Source organism: Acinetobacter sp. A47, from assembly GCF_000805455.1.
Taxonomy (GTDB): domain Bacteria; phylum Pseudomonadota; class Gammaproteobacteria; order Pseudomonadales; family Moraxellaceae; genus Acinetobacter.
Map to the genome: position 1 here is coordinate 121318 of NZ_JSUS01000001.1, position 20721 is coordinate 142038.

A 20721-nucleotide genomic window follows, 5' to 3' on the forward strand; every position below is an offset into this window, starting at 1 on the left:
CTTGTATTTAAAATAAATTTTATGGCTGTGCTAGGCATGCAGACAACGCTTGAATACCTCGATGGCATGTGCCCGGCTGGCCTTTAAATCGACCATTGCTGCCGGATAATCCACAGCCTGGATATTATTGTTGGCATAAGGTTCATGAATCATTTTATCGTCAAGATGGGCCAGCTCGGGTAGCCATTTACGCAGATATTTACCGTGCGGATCAAATTTTTGTGACTGGCTGACCGGATTAAAGATACGAAAATAAGGCACTGCATCGGTACCGGTCGAAGCACACCATTGCCATCCACCATTATTTGCGGCAAGGTCTCCATCAATCAGGTGCTGCATAAACCATTGTTCACCCTTGCGCCAGTCAATCAGCAGATTCTTGCTTAAAAACATGGCACAGATCATCCGTACCCGGTTATGCATCCAGCCAGTGGCCAGCATTTGGCGCATGCCGGCATCAACGATCGGAATGCCAGTTCGGCCTTGCTGCCACTTTGCTAAAGCGACCGGATCATCACGCCACGGGATGGCCTGAGTTGACGGCTTAAAGGGAAGATGCCGGGAAACATGGGGGAAATCAAACAGGATATGCTGGTAAAACTCACGCCATAGCAGTTCGTCGAGCCAGCTTTGTTGTCCATCAGACTGGATTTCAAAATGGCCCTGTTGTGATCTGAACAGGGCCTGTACACATTGACGAATAGAAATGATACCAATATTTAAATAAGCCGAAAGCTGGCTGGTGCCCGCGCGCGCAGGAAAATCGCGGGCAAGCTGATAGTGGTCGAGCTGTTCCTTAACAAAGTGGTCCAGCTGTTGCAAGGCATAGGCTTCGCCAACCTGCCATTCGTGATTATGGGAGTGTGGGATGTGTTTTCGATAGTCAAGTTGTAGTGTCTTGATATCGGTTGATGGGATCAGTTTTAAATCGGTTATTGCTTGTTGGGGAGCTGGTGTTGGATAACATTGTGGTAGAGCCGGCTGTAAACGTTGATAACAGGTCTTTTTAAAGGCGCCAAAGACCTGATAAGGCAGATTGGACTGGTTGCGGATCGAGCCAACAGGAAACAAGGTACGATCATGAAAAAGCACCAGTTCCTTGTGTTGCTGATTTAAAAGTTTCTGTACAGCCTGATCGCGTTTTAATTCATTTACACCCAGTTCAATATTGGCATATACATGTTGAATTGGCAGTTGTTGGATGAGCGTTGCGAAATACTCAGGTACATCTTTCCAAAGCGGAATCGTGTGAACCAGCAGTGGTATATTCAGACGTGCAAGTTCTTCTTTTAAGCTTTGTAGTTGTCTGAGATAGAAATCGATTTTAATCGGGGCATCATGGTGTAATTGCCACTGTCGAGGCGACAAGATCACAAGCGCGATAGTAGGGCCGGCCTGAGTCGCATGCCAGAGCGCAGCATGATCCTGGACTCTTAGGTCCTGACGGAACCAGATCAGTTGATAAGCAGTTGACATAATTTTGTTTTTTTAAAGAAATTGCTATGACCATAAGCGATTTTTTTATTTTATAAAAGTCGTGGCAATAAAAAAGCAAAGCCGAAGCTTTGCTTTTTTTGCATTCATTCAAAAAATGAATTAGTGGTGGTGACCACCTGCACCGTGAACGTGACCGTGGTCAAGTTCTTCTTGAGAAGCATCACGGATTTCAACGATTTCAACTTCAAAAGTAAGATCCTGACCTGCAAGCGGGAAGTTTGCGTCAACAATTACATTGTCGCCTTCAACTGCTTTTACAGTAACGATTTGTACGCCGTCATCAGTTTGCGCTTGGAATTGCATACCAGGCTGGATGTTGTCCACACCTTGGAACATTTGAGCAGGAACTTCCTGAACAAGGTCTGGATTGTATTCGCCATAGCCTTCAGCAGCTGGAACGTTTACAGTGAATTTCTCACCTACAGTTTTACCTGTAAGCGCATTTTCTAAACCAGGAATGATGTTGCCCGCGCCGTGCAAATATGCAAGTGGTTCACCTTGAGATTGATCAAGTGTTTCACCCTCAGCGTTTGTTAAAGTGTAGTGGAATGAAACCACGTGGTTATTTGCAATAGCAGTCATGTTTTAAATCCATGTCATCGATAGTTTTAACTGTATATCATAAAGTGAAAAACAGGTTTTGTTGACTGTTTTCCACTTTTTGAAACGATTTAGTTAAATATTGAGACAAAATAACAAATTTCAACTCAATACAGTTTAATTTTTGGACGGACACGTCTGGTCAGGAAATCTTTCATGGTCAGCATGCCGGCCTGGGTATAGCCATGTATATTGGCCTGATGGAGGCGGTATAGGGAAACATACATGGTTTTGGCAATAAAACCTTGCACGCTGACATCGCCCAGCAATTCTCCTACCGCCTGATTGCGGCTGAGTGAAACCAGTGAACCCTTGTCATTAAAGCTAAACATCGGTTGTGGTGAGCCGGACAAACGTGCTGCCATTGCATCTACCAGAAAGGTGGCCTGCTGACTGGCGACCTGGGCGCGTGGTGCCAGTGGGGACTGACGTGCGTCAAGCTGACAGTTGGCACAATCACCAAAGGCAAAGACATTCGGGTCGGAATAGGTCTGCAAGGTGGCGTAGACCATGAGGCGGTTAATCTTGTCCCGCTTGAACTCATGCAGTGATTCCAGCACTTTCGGGGCTTTTACCCCGGCAGCCCAGACGGTAATATCGGAATGCAGGATACTGCCATCACTAAAATAGACATTGCCTTCATCTACTTTCTGAACTTTGTGCCCGGTTAGGATATCGATCCCCATTTTGCGTAACAGCTTGGCACTATGGGCTGCGGTTTTTTCATTGAGGGCCGGCAAGATCCGGTCAGAGGCTTCAATCAGGGTAATCTTGACCTGCTTGGGATTAATTTTCTTTAATCCGTAGCGATAAAAGTTCTTGGTGGTTTCAATCAACTCGGCTGCCAGTTCAACACCGGTTGCGCCTGCACCAACGATGCCAATATTCAGGGCACGTTCATTTGACTGGTTCTGTGCCTCAATATAGAGGTGAAATAAATCCTGCTGGAAAATATCGGCCTGTTGGCGGCTGTCCAGAAAGTGACAGTGTTCGCGTACGCCTTCGGTCCCAAAGTCATTGGACACAGACCCGACGGCAAGGATCAGGGTGTCATAACCGAGTGTCTGGACTTGTAGGCTATGTTCTTTGGAAAGTTGAGGGGGAGACAGGATGATTTGTTTTTGATCTTTTTTGACATCGAGCAGTGTACCGAGCACAAACTCGAAATGATGTTTTTCTGCATGTGCAAAATAATTGGTCTGTTCTTCGTGCGGATTCAGCGAGCCGGCTGCAATTTCGTGAAGGAGGGGTTTCCATATATGGGTGAGGTTCTGGTCGACCAGGGTAATTCTGGCTTTCTGCCGTTTGCCAAAACGCTCACCTAGTTGTGTCGCAAGTTCCAAACCACCTGCGCCACCGCCCACAATCACGATATGATGTAAGGTTTTGCTCATGATTAACCTGATTATTTTTGTGAAAGGATGGGGGGATTATGCCATCCTTTTTGGATAATGTATGGTCAATCTTGAGAAAATTACTCGGTTTTTTTATCCTTGATTTAATGGATAAAGTTTGGCCGTTTTGGTGTCGCTCGTTGAAAAGAATGAAAACAGGTTGGAAAACCACAGCATAATCTTCTGGAACAGATTCGCTTCCTCAATCTGTACATCATTTTCAATCTGCAGGCTACGGATCAACTGGTTGTTTTGATAAATCGAAACAGTTGCCAGATTCATGGCCTGCGTCAAAGGTGCAGTCAAATGCTGTTCATTCAATTCAATATTGATACGGGTATTGGTGGTCTGTAGCGGTTCAACCGTGGTCATTTGCTGGTTGGCATCCATCAAATGAATCCGTTGGGTGGTCAGGTCAAAATTATTTAAATCGATAGGTGCCGTCTGACCATATAAAGAGGTGGTCACGATGGTTGGCTGCTGGGTTTCAACCTTGAACATCTTCAATGTGGACTTGATCACAGGTAATTCTGCAATCAGCTTCTGTTTTGGAATCACTTCCTCATCCCGGGTGTAGGCATAAGCCAGGTTCATCAGCTTATGTGCAACTTCTGCACGCTTGACCGCACTCGGGGTACCCAGAACAACAACAATCAGGCGACGCTTATCGACATGCGGATTAAATGTCGGACGTTCTGCGGTTAGGGCCAGATTGTAACCTGCTGCCTTGGTATAACCGGTTTTGAGTCCATCTGCGGTCGGGTCCATTTTCAAGGCAAGGTTGGTGGCATGATGAAAATGCTGGTTGTAGCTAAAGCTTGGCATTTTTGAATAATACAGATATTCAGGGGTTTGCTTCACAATCGCCTTGGCCAGCAGGCTCAGGTCAGCCGCTGTTGAATAGTGATCGGCCATGGTGATACCTGCCGGATTGCTAAAATGCGTATCCTTCATGCCTAAGGCCTGTGCTTCCTGATTCATGCGGGCTACGAATTGTGGCACGCTGCCCGAAATTTTTTCAGCAAGGGTCACGGCTGCATCATTGGCAGACATCACGATCAGACCTGCCAGAAGCTGGTCTACAGAAATCTGCTCACCCGCTTTTAAGTACATTTGTGATTCATCCCACATGATGGTACTAACCACTGGGGTCGCCGTTAATATTTCTTCTTTACGCAGTTTACCTGCCTCAATATCTTTTAAGGCGATGTATGCCACCATCATTTTGGTCAGTGAGGCAGGAGCACGTTGTACATGACTGTTATGCTCGGCAATGATCTGTCCAGACTGGGCATCAATAATTGACCATGCTTCAGCCTCAACCGTTTCAGGTGCAATGTTGAGTAAGTTTGCATGTGCCAGATTGGTGCAGATGAGACTGAATAACGTAAAGAGAGAGAGGAAAAATTTCACGTGAATACCTTGTACTGCCGATCCAGTGGCCTTGAATGTGAGAGGAGAATGCTATGACTTTTTTGTTGAAGAATCCAGCAACTTTTGCCGACAATTACGACATCTGCGCATGACTTTGTAAAAAAATGCTAAGCTGTGTGAAACTGTTCCTATTTTCATGATTAGAAATTATGTTGCACTATCAAATTGAGTTCGACGATTATCGCCAGCACCTGATTCATGTCACCTTACGTTTTCTTGCCAATCCTAATCAGGAGCTGTGGTTACCGACCTGGATTCCGGGAAGCTACCTGATCAGGGAGTTTTCCAAGCATATTGAATCGGTAAAAGCTTCTGATGAAGCTGGGCGTTTACTGAATATTAAAAAAACCGAGAAAAATCGCTGGCGTTTGTTCAATACCGATCATGAACTGATTACGGTTGAATATGACGTGTATGCCTATGATCTATCGGTGCGTGGCGCCTATGTCGATCAGAGCCGTTTATACGTTAACCCGGCCTGTGTCTGTTTGGGCCTGCAAGATCAGGAACAGGCAGCTTGTGAAGTTGAAGTTTTCCTGCCGGATGAACTAAAACATTTCCAGCTTGCGACCGGTTTAACAAGCAAGAGTCTGGTCAAAGGGCGTTTTACCTTAAAAGCAGACAATTATGATCAATTGATCGATAGCCCATTTGAACTGGCAGAGCAGAGCCGTTTCAGCTTTGAGGCGAACGGGATTCCACATGAGTTTGTGATTTCCGGCAAACACACAACCAATCTGGCCCGTTTAGAGGCAGATATTCAAAAGATCTGTCAAACCGAAATCAATATGTTCGGTTCGGCACCCTTCCAGAATTATACTTTTATGACCATGGCAACCGGTAATGGTTATGGTGGTCTGGAACATTGTAATAGCACCAGTTTAATTACGCCACGCGACGATTTGCCGAAAGCGGATGAAGCCGAAGAACCATCAAAGGATTATCAACGCTTCTTGGGGCTATGTAGCCATGAGTATTTCCATTCTTGGCTGGTTAAATTTATTCGTCCGGAAAACTTTGCCCATTACGATTTGCACAAAGAAGGTTATACCAGCCTATTATGGATATTTGAGGGTTTTACCTCTTATTATGATGACCTGATCTTATTACGTAGTGGTGTAATTTCACAGCAGTCTTATCTGGAGTTGCTCAAAGCCCAGATTGATCGTTATTTGCAGAATCCGGGGCGCTTTATTCAATCGGTGTCAGAGTCGAGTTTTGATGCGTGGATCAAATTCTACCGTCAGGATGAAAATTCCAATAATGCAGGCACCAGCTATTATAACAAGGGCTGTCTGGTGGCACTTTGTCTGGATCTGGGCTTGCGTTTACGTGGTTCAAATCTGGATGCGCTAATGCGCCGCTTGTATGCAAATACCCAAAACGGAATTCAGGTCAATGAACGCAGCATTTTTGAGTTATGCCATGAGCTGACGGGTGATAACTGGATTGAGCAGATTAATCACCTGATCAATACCACCGATGAATTACCACTGGATCAGTTGTTCCCGGAGTTTGGCCTGAGTTATACGCTTAAACATGACAAGGCCTTGGCCTTTGGCCTGAAAGTAACCGACAAGCCAGAAGGCGTAGTGGTACAACAGGTACGACGTGACAGTGCTGCTGCTCGGGCTGGCCTGTCTGCCAATGATGTGATCCTTGCCATTGATGGGGTTAAGGCCTCTGAAAAGCTTCTGGCCAAGTATGCCAAGCAGCAAGGGTGTTTTAGCGTACATGCGTTCCGTCGTGATGAGCTTTTACAGCTTGAACTGCAGGCAGGTGAAAATGCGTTGACCACGGTTGAATTAAAGGTTGAAGACCAGCAAAAACTTGATCGCTGGCTGCAAGGCTAAGACTCGTTAAAAAGGACGCTTATCGCGTCCTTTTTTATTAGCTGCCACGATAAGTCGAATACCCGTAAGGGTTGAGCAGTAATGGAATGTGATAGTGCGGTAAGGTTGCATCAACTTCAAAAATAACCGGAATTTCAGGGAAGAAACTGTTTTGTTTTTGGGCCTTATACCAGTCTCCGGTTTTAAAGGTCACTTTATAAATTCCGGGCTTTAGCGGTTGTTGCGTCGGGTAAAGCGCAGTAATACGTCCATTCTGGTCTGTCTTGGCCTGATTGATTTCCACCCATTGATTCTTTTGCTGGGTTGCCAAGACCACAGTGACATCAGCAGCCGGAAGGCCATTTTGCTGGTTGAGCACATGTACACTCAACGGATTGGGCGTTGCTGCGAACAGGCTGCTCGAAGCTGATAGTGCGGCGATTGTGAATAGGTTTTTATACATGGCCATATTTTACCTTTTTTGAGGAATGTCAATGTTATTGTAAAGATTGCAGTCTGCTGCGATGAAGGCAGTGTCTTGAATAAAAGCGTAAAAAAGCCTGTCTGGACAGTGCCTTAAAGGACTGGAAACGACATCGTGTCTATTTGAACGCTTTTATCCAATGTTTAAGTGCCGGCATCTATGAATGCCTATGCTGGCTAGGGACTGATGATTGTTCATCCAATCATGCCATTCCCTCCAGGCTGTGTCGAGCTTGAAAAACGGATGATTGGTGTGCAGTCAGGTTGTCATTACCACTAAAGCATTAACCTGACTTTCATGAACTTCTGTCAAAATAGGGCGGGTTTGCGGAGAACAGGCTATTTGTTTGCTAAATGATCAGTTTGTCAGGCATTTTCAGGCCGATAAAGCTTTTATAGTTGAAAAGGCGACATTTGACCCAAAATATATGAACTCGCAGTATCTATTATATAAAATTGTAGTATTTTTTAGCGAAATGTCGTTATCACGGGATAGGGCGTTGACTAGTATGCTATGAAGACTGATACTCTCAAGTTTGTTTTAAGCAAATCGGTTCTAGGAACTGGGCCACAAGCACAGTTTTCCATAACTCAATCCAACACAAGGGGCTATATATGGCTGGTGGAAAGTCAAAAATCATTTATACACTGACTGATGAGGCGCCGTTACTGGCGACCTATTCATTGCTACCGATCATTGAGACCTTTACCAAGCCTGCTGGCATCGAGATTGTGAAAAGTGATATCTCAGTTGCGGCACGTGTACTTGCAGAATTTTCAGATTACCTTAAAGAAGATCAGAAGGTAAACAACAACCTTGCGGAGTTAGGTCGTCTTACGCAAGACCCGGATACCAACATCATTAAACTTCCAAACATCAGTGCTTCTGTGGCTCAGTTGACTGCATGTATCAAAGAGCTCCAGTCGAAGGGCTATGCGATTCCTGACTATCCGGAAAATCCGTCAACTGAAGAAGAAAAAGAGCTCAAGGCGCGTTATGGCAAATGCCTGGGTTCAGCGGTTAACCCGGTATTACGTGAAGGTAACTCGGACCGCCGTGCACCTGCTGCCGTGAAAAACTACGCGAGAAAACACCCGCACTCTATGAGCGAGTGGAAACAATGGTCACAAACTCACGTTTCTCACATGGATGAAGGCGACTTCTACCATGGTGAAAAATCAATGACTTTAGACCGTGCGCGTAACGTGAAAATGGAATTGATTACCAAATCTGGTGAAACGATTGTGCTTAAGCCAAAAGTTGAGCTACAGGAAGGTGAAATCATCGATTCAATGTTCATGAGCAAGAAAGCGCTATGCGATTTCTATGAGAAAGAACTTGAAGATTGTCGTGAAGCGGGCATCCTGTTCTCGTTACACGTTAAAGCAACCATGATGAAAGTATCACACCCGATCGTGTTCGGTCACTGTGTGAAAATCTACTACAAAGATGCGTTTGAAAAACACGGCAAGTTATTTGACGAGTTAGGCATTAACGTAAATAACGGTATGGCGGGTCTTTATGAGAAGATCGAAACCTTACCGACTTCACTTCGTGAAGAAATCATTGAAGATCTACACGCTTGTCAGGAACACCGTCCTGCTCTTGCGATGGTAGATTCTGCGAAAGGCATTACTAACTTCCATTCACCAAATGACGTGATCGTAGATGCATCTATGCCTGCAATGATCCGTGGTGGCGGTAAAATGTGGGGTGCTGATGGCAAGCCTTACGACTGTAAAGCAGTGATGCCTGAATCAACTTTCGCACGTATTTATCAGGAAATGATCAATTTCTGTAAGTGGAATGGTAATTTCGACCCACGTACCATGGGAACTGTGCCGAACGTTGGTCTGATGGCGCAAAAAGCCGAAGAATACGGTTCACACGACAAGACTTTTGAAATTTCTGAAGCGGGCATTGCCAACATTACTGATCTGGACACTGGCGAAGTGTTGATGAGCCAGAATGTAGAAGAAGGCGATATTTGGCGTATGTGTCAGGTAAAAGACGCGCCGATTCGTGACTGGGTGAAACTTGCTGTAACACGTGCACGTAACTCTGGCATGCCAGCCATCTTCTGGTTAGACCCGTACCGTCCACACGAAAATGAACTGATCAAGAAAGTTGAAAAATACCTGAAAGATCATGACACTACAGGTCTTGATATCCAGATCATGTCACAAGTGCGTGCAATGCGTTATACGCTTGAGCGTGTAGCACGTGGTCTCGATACCATTTCTGTGACGGGTAACATTTTACGTGACTACCTGACTGACTTGTTCCCGATCATGGAATTGGGTACTTCTGCAAAAATGCTGTCAATCGTGCCGTTAATGGCGGGTGGCGGCATGTACGAAACAGGTGCGGGCGGTTCAGCGCCTAAACATGTTCAGCAGCTGGTTGAAGAAAACCACTTACGTTGGGATTCTTTGGGCGAGTTCCTTGCGTTGGCTGTTTCTTTGGAAGAGCTGGGTATTAAAGAAGACAATAACCGCGCGAAACTGCTTGCCAAGACACTGGATCAGGCAACAGGTAAACTGCTTGATAATGACAAGTCTCCATCACGTCGTACTGGTGAGCTGGATAACCGTGGTAGCCATTACTACCTGGCATTGTACTGGGCTCAAGCATTGGCAGCTCAGGACGAAGATGCCGAGTTAAAAGCGAAGTTTGCTCCATTGGCGAAAGCACTTGCTGAAAATGAAGAGAAGATCGTTGCCGAGCTTGCACAGGTACAAGGTCAAGCTGCCGATATCGGCGGTTACTATGCCGTTGACCCTGCAAAAGTAAATGCGGTGATGCGTCCAAGTGCAACACTCAATGCAGCGCTTGAAACTGTATAAGTTTAACGATTACTGACAGTTTTGTTGGTGGTATAAAAAAGCCGATGCGAAAGCATCGGCTTTTTTATTGATTTAATGTCTTGGTATCCGGTACAAAAAAGCCCACTTTCGTGGGCTTTAAAACATTTAAATTCTAACGACCATTACGGCTACGACCGCGTGGCGCCTTGGTATTTGGACGGGTTGTCCCATTGGTCTTGCGACGTGGTCTTTCGTTTTCATCCATTTGCCAGATACGTTTGGTACCTGACTTTTTCTTGTTCGGATCTTTTTTATCTGCTTCTTTCTTTTTGTGGTGCATTGGCTTGCCACCAGTCCCACCCGGTTTTTTCACATAAGAGCGAGAACGATACGGTTTGTCTTCAGGAAGATCTTTAAAGTCCGGATAAAGCAATGGTTCGATTTCCGTTTGCTCGCCCGGTTGTAAGCCAAGCCGAACCAGATCAATGGCACCAATTTTGGTACGGATCAAACGTAGCGTCGGAAAGCCAACTGCAGCAGTCATACGACGCACCTGACGGTTACGCCCTTCACAAATTTGCAGTTCAATCCAGCTGGTTGGAATATTGGCACGATAACGTACAGGTGGATCACGCTCCCAGAGCCACTCAGGAGCATCAACCTTGACTGCTTTTGCCGGTAAGGTCATCCCGTCTGCCAGTTCCACACCCTTACGTAATTGTTCCAGGGCTTCTTCGGTCACCTCACCATCTACCTGGGCAAGATAGGTTTTAAACTTTTTATTGGCCGGATTGGTAATATACTGATTCAGACCGCCATGATCGGTCAGGAACATCAGTCCTTCTGAGTCAAGGTCAAGCCGGCCTGCAAGACGTAAATCCGGATCGTGAATAAAGTGGGAGAGGGTCAGATGGGCTTCATCTTCACGGAACTGTGACAAGACGTCAAAAGGTTTGTTAAATACGACTATTTTCATATAAGTATACTGCTTTGGCTATGGGCGGCATCATAACAATAAAGGTTTTTATTTAATGGGAAAATGGTGTTATTTCCCGTATAAATCTCAAAAAAACCTGTTTTGGACTAAACTGTTTCATGTAATAAAAAACGAAAGCATGCCATAGAAGGCGTCGACATTATCGCTAAATACATGAGGGAGAACCTGCAAAATGGGTTATCAGAAGATCGTGGTGCCTGCAGACGGAGACAAAATCACAGTAAATGCAGACCTGTCACTGAATGTTCCAAATCGTCCGATCATTCCTTTTATTGAAGGTGACGGTATTGGTGTGGATATTACACCAGCAATGAAAGCAGTAGTAGATGCCGCTGTGCTAAAAGCTTACGGTGGCAAACGTTCGATCGAATGGATGGAAGTCTACTGCGGCGAAAAAGCAGATAAAATTTACGGCACCTATATGCCAGAAGAAACTTTTGATGCCTTACGCGAGTTTATTATATCAATAAAAGGGCCGTTAACCACACCTGTTGGGGGTGGAATTCGTTCATTAAACGTGGCATTACGTCAGGAACTCGACTTATATGTCTGTGTGCGCCCGGTACGCTGGTTTGAAGGAGTGCCTTCACCTGTACAGCATCCGGAACTGACCGATATGGTGATTTTTCGTGAAAACTCGGAAGATATCTATGCGGGAATTGAATGGCCGGCAGATTCTCCGGAAGCTAAAAAAGTAATTAAATTCCTGCAAGAGGAAATGGGGGTCACCAAAATCCGTTTTCCCAAGGAATGCGGGATCGGGATCAAACCTGTGTCGAAAGAGGGTTCCCAGCGTCTGGTGCGTAAGGCAATCCAGTTCGCAATTGATCATGACAAGCCTTCAGTGACACTGGTGCACAAAGGCAATATCATGAAATATACCGAAGGTGCGTTTAAAGAGTGGGGCTATGAACTGGCGATGGAGCGTTTTGGTGGGCAGTTGCTGGATGGCGGGCCTTGGGTAAAAATCAAGAATCCGAAAACAGGTAAGGATATCATCATTAAAGATGTCATTGCCGATGCCTTTTTGCAGCAAATCTTGATGCGTCCTGCAGATTACTCGGTGATCGCGACCCTGAACTTAAATGGTGACTATATTTCTGATGCACTTGCCGCCGAAGTCGGGGGGATTGGCATTGCACCGGGTGCCAATATTGGTGGTGCGATTGCCATGTATGAAGCAACGCATGGTACTGCGCCAAAGTATGCCGGACAGGATAAAGTCAATCCGGGCTCAATCATTCTTTCTGCGGAGATGATGTTACGTGATATGGGCTGGACCGAGGCGGCCGATCTTATTATAAAAGGAGTCTCTGGCGCGATTTCGGCAAAAATGGTGACTTATGATTTTGAGCGTTTAATGCCAAATGCGACGCTGCTACGCTGTTCTGAATTTGGGCAGGCCATTATTGAACATATGCAAGATTGATCATTTGTTTTTTATAAAAAGAGCAGATTTTTTTCTGCTCTTTTTATTTAGGGAAGAGGCCAGGTTATAATGAAAAAATCATGTACAAAACTAAAGACATGGCATATTTTGAAAAATTCTAAAATAAAAAATTGAAGCTCATGGCCGAACGAAAATATGGTGAAGCTGCACCTGAAACAACCTCTACCATGACAGGTCTGGATTGGTATGCACAGCAGCTGCATGATCAAAAATATGAAAAGACCTTGTTTGTTGATCTGGATTTATCAGAAGCACGGTGCATAGGTATTGTTTTTAATGAATGTACCTTTCGTCGTGCACGCTTCAATGCTTCGGTTCAGCAACACAGTGCCTTTATCAATTGTACTTTTCATTTTTGCAATTTCTTCGATAGCAAATTTAGCGGTTGCAAGATGGTCGGCAGCATGTTTAGCAATTGCCAGTTCCATCATATGCAGGTTGAGGACAGTGACTGGGCTTTTGTCGGGTTGCCAGGTGCTGATCTTGAAAAAGCCTCATTTTTAAGAACCCGGCTAAGGGAAGCTGATTTGACCGGGGCGCGTTGTCATGGAAGTTCAATCCGGGACTGTGATCTATCGGGTGCATGGCTGCACCGTGCAGATTTCAGCGAATGTGATCTAAGGGGAAGTGACCTGAGCGCATTAGACCCGAGAGAAACACAAATCAGGCATGCCATTATTCATCTGGATCAAACGCTTATGATTGCCGAAAATCTTGGGTTTGAGGTCAGGGTGGAGCGTGACTAAGTGAACTGTCCTGATCAAAATATGGAGAGAGGTGAGTTATTGTGCAGGTTTATAGCCACAGCCCGGACAATAAAGACCGGTATGATGCTGATGTGGCACGTGCCTGTAGTTTTATTTTTAGTCATTTGATGTGCTGTTACGACACCGGAGATGGTGTACTGTAAATTTAGCAAAATCTGTATCTGGTATTTATCGGGCAAATGTTCAAAATAACGGAAAAATAGAACGAGTGCCGAATCATGAAAATGTACCAAGTGGATGCTTTTACCCAGGAATTATTTAAAGGCAATCCAGCAGCAGTTATCGTGGTTGATCAGTGGTTAGATGATCATTTGATGCAGAATATTGCCATGGAAAACAATCTTTCTGAAACAGCCTTTGTCAAGCCGCTCGATCAGGACAATTATGAGATTCGCTGGTTTTCTCCAACGGATGAAGTTGCATTTTGTGGACATGCAACCTTAGCCAGTGCTTTTGTACTGTTTAAGGATTTTACGCAAGCAACCACCATTCAGTTTCATGTACGTGATCTGGGGATTTTTATTGTGAGCCAAGAGACAGATGGCAAGATTAAAATGAATTTCCCGATTCGTCGGGCAGAACTGGTGACGGAATATCCCCAAGAACTACGTGAAGGACTGACCAAGCCATTTAAAGCGGTTTATCGCAATGTACAGGCCTATATTGTTGAATATGAAACGGTACAGGATGTGCTGGATGAGCAGCCTGATCTGGAAAAGCTCAAGCAACTCGGAAATATTCGTACCGCAATTACGGCTTCACAACCGGATGTTGCCATTACCGCGCGCGGAGAAGGCAAGTTTGATTGTGTATCACGCTATTTTGCGCCGGCAATCGGGATTAATGAAGATCCGGTCACCGGTTCAATTCATACTGCAATTGTGCCGCTTTGGGCCGATAAGCTGAATCAGTCACGTCTGGTTGCTTTTCAGGCTTCACAACGTGGCGGGATTCTGGACTGTGTAATTGAATCGGAGCAACGTATTGAAATTTCAGGCTATGCAAAATTATATATGCAAGCTGAACTGATGATCTGATTTTTAGCTTAAATTGTGCAAAAACAAAGATAAAAGCTGTTTAAATAAACAGCTTTTTTCAAAAGATAACTATTAAAAATGCGAATCATTCTCTACCATAGCTTGTCTGTATGATTTAAATCACCATAAATACTTGGATAAATTATGTTAATGCGCTTTAAGCAGCTTACTCTCTCTCTTTGTCTGATCGGGTTGAGTGCGACGTCTTGGTCACAGACTGTGCTCGTAAAAAGTGAAAAAAATATCGAAGAATATAAATTAGATAACGGTTTCAGGGTTATTCTTGCGCCAAATGCCAAAGAAAATAAGGTCTATGTCAATACAGTTTACTTTACAGGTTCACTGAATGACCCGAAGGGCAAAGGCGGGTTGGCCCATTTGCTGGAGCATCTGGCGTTTAAAGGCACCCAGAATGTCAAAGGGGAAGAATTCCAGCGCCGTCTGGATCAGTTCACCTTGATGACCAATGCCAGCACAGATTACTACTCGACCAAATATTTAAATATTGTCCGCCCTGAAAAAAACGCACTCAACGAAATCCTGTATCTTGAATCTGAGCGGATGGATAAACTGGTACTACAAGAAAAATTTGTGCCTTCCGAGATTGAAATTGTCAAACGGGAACGGGAAATCCGGATGGATCAGCCCTTTGCTGTGCTGATGGACCAGATGTGGAAAGCTGCCTATGGCAACCAGTATTTAGGCCGTTTGCCGATTGGCGATTTACCTGAATTAAAATCCATTCAGCTGAATGAGTTGAACCAGTTTTACCGAACCTGGTACGCACCGAATAATGCGGTCATGGTAATTTCGGGCAAATTTGATAAAAATGAAGTATTGAATAAGGTTGACCAGTATTTTAGCCCGATTCCGGCACGTGCCGTACCCGCACAGGTACAGGTGCCGGTACTGGACTCGAGCAAGATTGAACCCCGTCAATTCACGGTAAGAAAGGGCAGTGATCTAGCTAAATTCCATATCTATATGAATGGTAAAGATACCCGGTTGCAGCCTGCTTTAGCGCTGGCGCCAGCACTTTATACCATGCAGCCAAGCGGTAGCCTGTACAAGAGCATGGTCGAGACGGGCATTAGTACAGCAGTGCAATCGACGACATGGCTAGATCAGGATTTTAATCTGGTGTTTATGGGCGCCGTTTATGCACCGAATCATGATGCCAAAAAAGTCAGTGATGCGCTCACGGCGGGTGTTGAAAATAAACATGAGTTTACTGAGGCAGAGTTACAGCGGATTAAAAATATCACGCAGAATGATGCCGATACCATCATGAACGATGCAGTGGCCCTGGGTTCGCGCCTGAGCGATTATGCTGTTTCATCTCAAGGTCGGTGGGATCAGTATTTCAAGGATTTACAGGCAGTTAAAGACTTGAAGTTAAAAGATGTCAATACAACCCTTAAAGCATTTCTGGTGTCGTCACATCGTATTTCAGGCGATATCTTGCCAACACCTGAAGACCAGAAGAAGGCAATGACCTTAAAGGCTGAACAGAAGCCTAAAACGCTCGATCAAAGCCAGGAGCAGGCTGAACCGTTAAAGGATGCCAGTGTCTATAAACAGGAAGTGACCCAGTTTATGGCACAGTCTGCCCAGCAGCTGCAAAAAACCGAACAGAAAATCCAGCGCGGCCAACTAAAAAATGGCATTCGCTATGCCTTGTTCCCGACCGCAACCCGCGATGATAAAACCTATGCCACCATTAGTCTGGACTTTGGTGATGAAAAATCCTTGTTTGGTAAAGGGGTCACTCTGGATTTAACCAGTTACCTGATGTTGCGTGGTTCTGATCAGCATAGCCTGCAAGAAATTACCGATAAAGCGATTGCGGCCAGCGGCGGGGCATCGGTGAGCTCAAATGGCAATGGTTTTACCATTGTGGTACAGGCGAAAAAAGACAAGTTTGAAGACTTTTTCAATTTTATTATTGATGTGCTGAAGCAGCCAAAATTCTCGCAAACAGAATTTGATCTGGCTAAAAATCAAAGTTTATCGGTACTGGATCGTCCTTATACCGAGCCTGCTGTTGTGGCTTCGATGACCTTGTCCAAAATTCTGGAAATCTATCAACCTGGTGACCTGCGTTACCATTTTGATCCTGATTTTGCGAAAAAGCAGATCAGTGATGTGACCCAGGCCCAAGTGAAGCAATTCTATGATCAGTTCTTTGTGACTGATCATGCCCAGATTGCGGTGACGGGTGATTTTGATGCCAAGAAAATGCAAAAGACCTTACAAAAGGCATTTGGTTCCTGGAAAGCAAAACAGCCGTACACCAAAGTAACAGGTCAATATACGGTGTATAAAGCGCAGAAAGTGCATGCCTTATCTGAACAGCGTGAATTTGGCAGTTACCAAAGCGTGTTAGCACTGCCTGTTGGTTCTTATCATCCAGATGCGCCAGCTTTAATTATCCTGAGCCATATTCTGGGTAACTCGCAGCTTTCATCGCGTCTGGCACAAGAGTTACGTGAGAAAAATGCCCTGGTCTATGGTTTTGGTAGCGGTCTAGACCTGGACCCGGATATTAATGACGGTACATTAAGCATTACGGCCAACTATACTTCCGGCCGTTCGGCGCAAGTATCGCAGTCGGTGCATAAAGTCCTGAATGAGCTGTTAAGCAAAGGTGTGACCGAGCAGGAAGTTGAAGCGGCCAAAGCAGACATCATGAAAAAACGTGTCACGGCTTTAGAAGATGAACGTAACATTCATGGCATGTTGACCGGTCAGTTAGAGCGTAACAAAAACTTGCTGGACCGGGCTGAACGTGATCAGGAAATTGCCAGACTGACTAAAGAAGATATTAATGCGGCCATCAAGAAATACATCAAACTTGACCAGTTTGTTGAAGTGATGGCGGATCAGTATGGTCAGCCCCAAGACCTGAAATAAGCAAGCAAAAACAAAGCCACCGATCAGGTGGCTTTGTTTTAATCATGAGCGATTAATGATCATGTTTATGCGCATGAAAATCTTCATTCTTGCGGAAACGTAAGTAGTTTTCAAACTGCTCGCAATACTCATCAAAATTATCTTCCAGCATCATCTGGAACTGTTGTAACAGATAAGACATGACCTGTTCTTTGGCATCACGCATTTCATTGCCATCTTTAAAGTTATTGGCAGCAACCCAGGTGTTAAAACGGGCTGTTGCAAATAGCATGGCTGCGCTGACCTGACCCCGTAATTCTTCCGGTTTTGCCGGCTGGCCTTTAGGCGGACGGCAAAACTCATTGGCGAGTTTGATAAACTCGTCGGCACGCTCAAAAAATACTGCATTTAAGGCTTCTTCTTCCGTCACATCAGTAGCGTTAATTTTTTGAGACATGTGATTTTCCAGCGACAAATTAAGACACACTATTATAGACAAAGCCTTGTCGAAACTAAACCTTTGCCTTAACCTAAAATAGCCTAAGCAATCAGAATAACCATTATGCAAGATGCAATCGCGATTCAGAGTCTAAAAACAGATATTGCCTTACTGCGCCAGCATATTTATCCGCCACAGTATTTAGAGCGTGTGGAAGGCCTGCCAATTTATTATGGTTTAAAGGATGAGGTCGATGAATATTACCGGCAATGGCAGCCTTTGATTGAGAGGGCTCAGCAACTGTGTCAGCCCTTTATGGAAGATGATGTCATGGATGCGATTCATTTGCCCAGTCACCTGAACCTGCCATTATTTTTCTTTCACGTAGACCGGATCCGGATCAATAAAACCCGTGCCAAAGAATCGAAAACCTTTCGCGGTGTCGCAGCCTTACTGGAAAAGTGTGGACAGTTTGAGACCGATCAGATTTTTGCCATGCAGGAATGGCTAGGAAGTGATGATACTGCTGCTTTGGTGGCGCATCGTGAATTTGTTGATTTACGGACTTATGTATTTCAGCACGGGCAGAGTGACTATACCCGCACCCGTTTTTATATGAATGGCGTGATTTTGAGTGTAGAGCCGCATTTTAAACTGGTCGATGCGCGCGATAAGCCGCGTAAGCAGCGTAATGATAGTTATCGTGATCCGATTGCGGATAATGGTACATGGAAGATTTTTGGAAAGTATCGGTAAATGATTTAAGTGAGTATCTTACTCAGGAATATGAGTGTCGGGAGCGTCATCTACAACCTGCGTGGTATTAAAAAAGTGAATGATTTTGGTGAGTTGATAAAATGAGATGTGTGAAAGCAGAGAACAGGTTTTGTAGATGACATATGGTTTTGCCTACTTTTCCCGAAAGAAAAGTAGGTCACCGAAGGTATATCCTGAAATTGAATGAGAACTCGGCATGACTCCGCTATGAAGTTAACTTAGGAAATAAAACTTATTTCCAAAAAATATCTTTAGTCGATAAAGCCCGTAGTTTCTTTGCCGCTTTCTTTGCAACATGCGGTTGTTGAGCCTTAACCCAGCCTAAAGCAAATAAAAACTGAGGATGCTCATTAGCCTGTTGTTCAAAGAACTGTTCAGCCACAAACAGGTCATTATAGAAGCCTAAATATTCCTGAATCGGCTGTAATTTATTTAAAAATTGCTGAACCTGTTTGTCTGGATAAATCCCAGCAATAAAGTCGATGCAATAACGCAATTGTTTAACGCGCTTACGGGTACGGTGTTGCTGTTCTACCGGAAGTGTAGAGAATCGAGACGCATCTTTTAGAATTTTTTGGTACAGCTTGGTTAAGCTTTTAGCAGCTTGTTTAGAAAGTTTGGATTTTGATTGTTGATCACTATAGCTAAAGCTGAATAAGGATAGAAACAGCTGGGTGGTGTTGCTGTCACTTAATAATCCAGCAATATTGGTGTCGATATTTTCAGGGAAGGGAAACTCAAAATCACAGACGTGTTTGACTAAGGGAATGACGGAGTCCTGAATGGCATCCTGATCACGTGATTGTCCCAAAGCTCTAAAAATATCTGCCAATTGGCTTTCCCAGCTCGGATCAATCTGTGCCGACCAGTTGGAAAAATGTTTTAAAGCCGAGCGCAGGCGACGTAAGCCGACACGGGCTTGGTGAATATGATCTGCTTCGGCGACGCCATCCGCAATCGCCGCCGCATTGGGCAGAATATGATTGAGGGTATTTTCAATCACCTGTTTGATCGCCTGTTCAGCGCTGACATCTTTATTTAAATTCAGTGATTTCGCTTTGGTGGCAGGAGAGACGACTTTGCCTTGAGCCAGTAAATTGCCGCGTTCAGCTTTACTGCGGACATCCAGCCAGAGCTGGTATTGATCGACCCAGGTTTTGGCAAACTGGATCAGGTCTGCTGTTGAACCCTGTTTTAATTCAAACTCGACTTCGCAGATTTTGGCATGATCGGTTGGGGTTCGGATTTCCCCATCATCCAGACAGACTTCAATATGCGAACCTTCAAACTGAAATACATGAAATGTCCGTTGCACATCGGTCTGAAACTGTAATTGTAGTTCGGCTGGCGTTTCGCCTAAAATCTCACGTAGTACTGTTTGAACGGTCTGGTTATGTTGATAGAGGGACAGATCAAGTTCAGGTTCTTGAGCACATTTGCCTAAATAAATATCTTCTTCAATCCGTTGTAAATGATTCTTACTGGCTGCTTTAAAGGTTTGTACCCAGTGTTCGCCTTCTTGGCGTAAGCGAATAGCCACATAATTTTTTGCCAGTAAACGCTCTGCGGTATCGTAATATTTTGCCTGCAAGCGAATTTTCTGTGCTTTTTGCTTGCTTAAAGTCTGTAAAACACTTTTTTTCTTGGCTTCAGGAAGTTGAAATTTCAGCTCTATTTCCATGATGTAATGACTCCTGACCAGCAAGGATGATAACGATAAAAATAGTATAAACATTTGATCTGAAAAATTATTGTAAAGTTGTTTTAAGCCGGTCGGGCAAAAGATGCAATGACTTTATTTTGTACAGAAAATACATTAACGTGTGGAGAGTTTCGCACGATGAGGATAATCCAGAAATGAATGCGCCAGCCAATATTACTCAGCCCGTGGAATTTTCATTACCCATTAAAAACTATAATGAATTTTACCGCTTTTATTTAACTGAACATCGCAATATTGCCAGCCGCCGTCTGCATGCGGCAGGCAGCTCGATTGGTTTGTATTTCTTTAGCAAAGCCATTCGTAAGCGTCAGGTCAAATATGCGTTATATGGTTTGGTTTCGGGATATGCCTGTGCCTGGGTCGGGCATTTTATGTTTGAGAAAAATAAACCTGCGAGCTTTAAACAGCCAGTTTATAGCTTTATTTCGGATTGGCGGATGCTGTCGGATATAGCACGTGGCCGTCTGAGTCTGATCGATCGTCAGTTTGATAAAATTGAGTCTTAAATCAAGTTTTATCTAAAGAATTATAAAGCGACATTAAGTGTCGCCAAGCTGCTTCGGCAGCTTTTTTATTATTTTAAGCTTTATA

The 20721-nt window shown here is 44.5% G+C and carries 17 protein-coding genes; 9 read left to right on the forward strand and 8 right to left on the reverse strand.

Features of this window, described 5'->3' with window-relative positions; genetic code table 11:
• Positions 1–30 precede the first annotated feature (30 nt).
• From OC23_RS00540 to OC23_RS00555, 4 genes are all read right to left on the reverse strand, one after another.
• The gene (locus OC23_RS00540) at positions 31–1476 is read right to left on the reverse strand and encodes a cryptochrome/photolyase family protein (protein ID WP_038342025.1); all 1446 of its coding nucleotides are present in this window, start codon (positions 1474–1476) and stop codon (positions 31–33) included.
• 120 nt (positions 1477–1596) lie between these two features.
• A complete protein-coding gene (locus tag OC23_RS00545; protein ID WP_038342027.1) occupies positions 1597–2079 on the reverse strand; it encodes an FKBP-type peptidyl-prolyl cis-trans isomerase in 483 nt (160 codons plus the stop codon).
• 125 nt (positions 2080–2204) lie between these two features.
• Positions 2205–3491, reverse strand: coding sequence for an NAD(P)/FAD-dependent oxidoreductase (locus tag OC23_RS00550; RefSeq protein WP_038342028.1), 1287 nt, complete (start codon positions 3489–3491; stop codon positions 2205–2207).
• Between the two features lie 93 nt (positions 3492–3584).
• A complete protein-coding gene (locus tag OC23_RS00555) occupies positions 3585–4904 on the reverse strand; it encodes a D-alanyl-D-alanine carboxypeptidase PBP6B (RefSeq protein WP_038342030.1) in 1320 nt (439 codons plus the stop codon).
• 170 nt (positions 4905–5074) lie between these two features.
• Between OC23_RS00555 and OC23_RS00560 the strand changes: the two genes are divergently transcribed.
• Positions 5075–6778, forward strand: a complete 1704-nt coding sequence (locus OC23_RS00560) for a M61 family metallopeptidase (RefSeq protein ID WP_038342032.1) — start codon at positions 5075–5077, stop codon at positions 6776–6778.
• 37 nt (positions 6779–6815) lie between these two features.
• Here OC23_RS00560 and uraH read toward each other — a convergent pair whose 3' ends face one another.
• Positions 6816–7220: a hydroxyisourate hydrolase gene (gene uraH, locus OC23_RS00565; RefSeq protein WP_038342559.1), complete on the reverse strand. Its 405-nt coding sequence runs from the start codon at positions 7218–7220 to the stop codon at positions 6816–6818.
• A gap of 635 nt (positions 7221–7855) precedes the next feature.
• Between uraH and OC23_RS00570 the strand changes: the two genes are divergently transcribed.
• The gene (locus OC23_RS00570) at positions 7856–10087 is read left to right on the forward strand and encodes an NADP-dependent isocitrate dehydrogenase (protein WP_038342033.1); all 2232 of its coding nucleotides are present in this window, start codon (positions 7856–7858) and stop codon (positions 10085–10087) included.
• A gap of 133 nt (positions 10088–10220) precedes the next feature.
• Here the strand turns inward: OC23_RS00570 and OC23_RS00575 are convergent, their stop codons facing one another.
• On the reverse strand, positions 10221–11024 hold the full coding sequence (locus OC23_RS00575) for an rRNA large subunit pseudouridine synthase E (protein WP_038342035.1): 804 nt from the start codon (positions 11022–11024) through the stop codon (positions 10221–10223).
• A gap of 193 nt (positions 11025–11217) precedes the next feature.
• On the opposite strand from OC23_RS00575, the gene icd reads away from it, so the two are divergent.
• The 5 genes from icd to OC23_RS00595 all read left to right on the forward strand — a co-directional run bounded on the left by icd (position 11218) and on the right by OC23_RS00595 (position 17212).
• Entirely contained in the window at positions 11218–12474 is a 1257-nt protein-coding gene (gene icd, locus OC23_RS00580; protein ID WP_038342036.1) for an NADP-dependent isocitrate dehydrogenase, read from the forward strand.
• 140 nt (positions 12475–12614) lie between these two features.
• Positions 12615–13241: a pentapeptide repeat-containing protein gene (locus OC23_RS00585; protein WP_038342037.1), complete on the forward strand. Its 627-nt coding sequence runs from the start codon at positions 12615–12617 to the stop codon at positions 13239–13241.
• Between the two features lie 41 nt (positions 13242–13282).
• Positions 13283–13405 (forward strand): hypothetical protein, encoded by a 123-nt coding sequence (locus tag OC23_RS19560; protein ID WP_264673644.1) that lies wholly within the window; start codon positions 13283–13285, stop codon positions 13403–13405.
• A gap of 75 nt (positions 13406–13480) precedes the next feature.
• The gene (locus tag OC23_RS00590; protein WP_038342038.1) at positions 13481–14299 is read left to right on the forward strand and encodes a PhzF family phenazine biosynthesis protein; all 819 of its coding nucleotides are present in this window, start codon (positions 13481–13483) and stop codon (positions 14297–14299) included.
• 144 nt (positions 14300–14443) lie between these two features.
• Positions 14444–17212, forward strand: coding sequence for a M16 family metallopeptidase (locus tag OC23_RS00595; protein WP_038342039.1), 2769 nt, complete (start codon positions 14444–14446; stop codon positions 17210–17212).
• 52 nt (positions 17213–17264) lie between these two features.
• Here the strand turns inward: OC23_RS00595 and OC23_RS00600 are convergent, their stop codons facing one another.
• The gene (locus OC23_RS00600) at positions 17265–17648 is read right to left on the reverse strand and encodes a DUF3144 domain-containing protein (RefSeq protein WP_038342040.1); all 384 of its coding nucleotides are present in this window, start codon (positions 17646–17648) and stop codon (positions 17265–17267) included.
• Positions 17649–17753: 105 nt separating this feature from the next.
• Here OC23_RS00600 and OC23_RS00605 point away from each other — a divergent pair, with 105 nt between their 5' ends.
• The gene (locus OC23_RS00605; protein WP_038342041.1) at positions 17754–18386 is read left to right on the forward strand and encodes a hypothetical protein; all 633 of its coding nucleotides are present in this window, start codon (positions 17754–17756) and stop codon (positions 18384–18386) included.
• Between the two features lie 253 nt (positions 18387–18639).
• On the opposite strand, the gene OC23_RS00610 is transcribed toward OC23_RS00605, so the two are convergent.
• Complete coding sequence (locus tag OC23_RS00610; RefSeq protein ID WP_038342043.1) at positions 18640–20088, reverse strand: CYTH and CHAD domain-containing protein; 1449 nt, start codon at positions 20086–20088, stop codon at positions 18640–18642.
• A 176-nt stretch (positions 20089–20264) separates the two neighbouring features.
• On the opposite strand from OC23_RS00610, the gene OC23_RS00615 reads away from it, so the two are divergent.
• Complete coding sequence (locus OC23_RS00615; RefSeq protein ID WP_038342047.1) at positions 20265–20636, forward strand: DUF962 domain-containing protein; 372 nt, start codon at positions 20265–20267, stop codon at positions 20634–20636.
• Positions 20637–20721 lie beyond the last annotated feature (85 nt).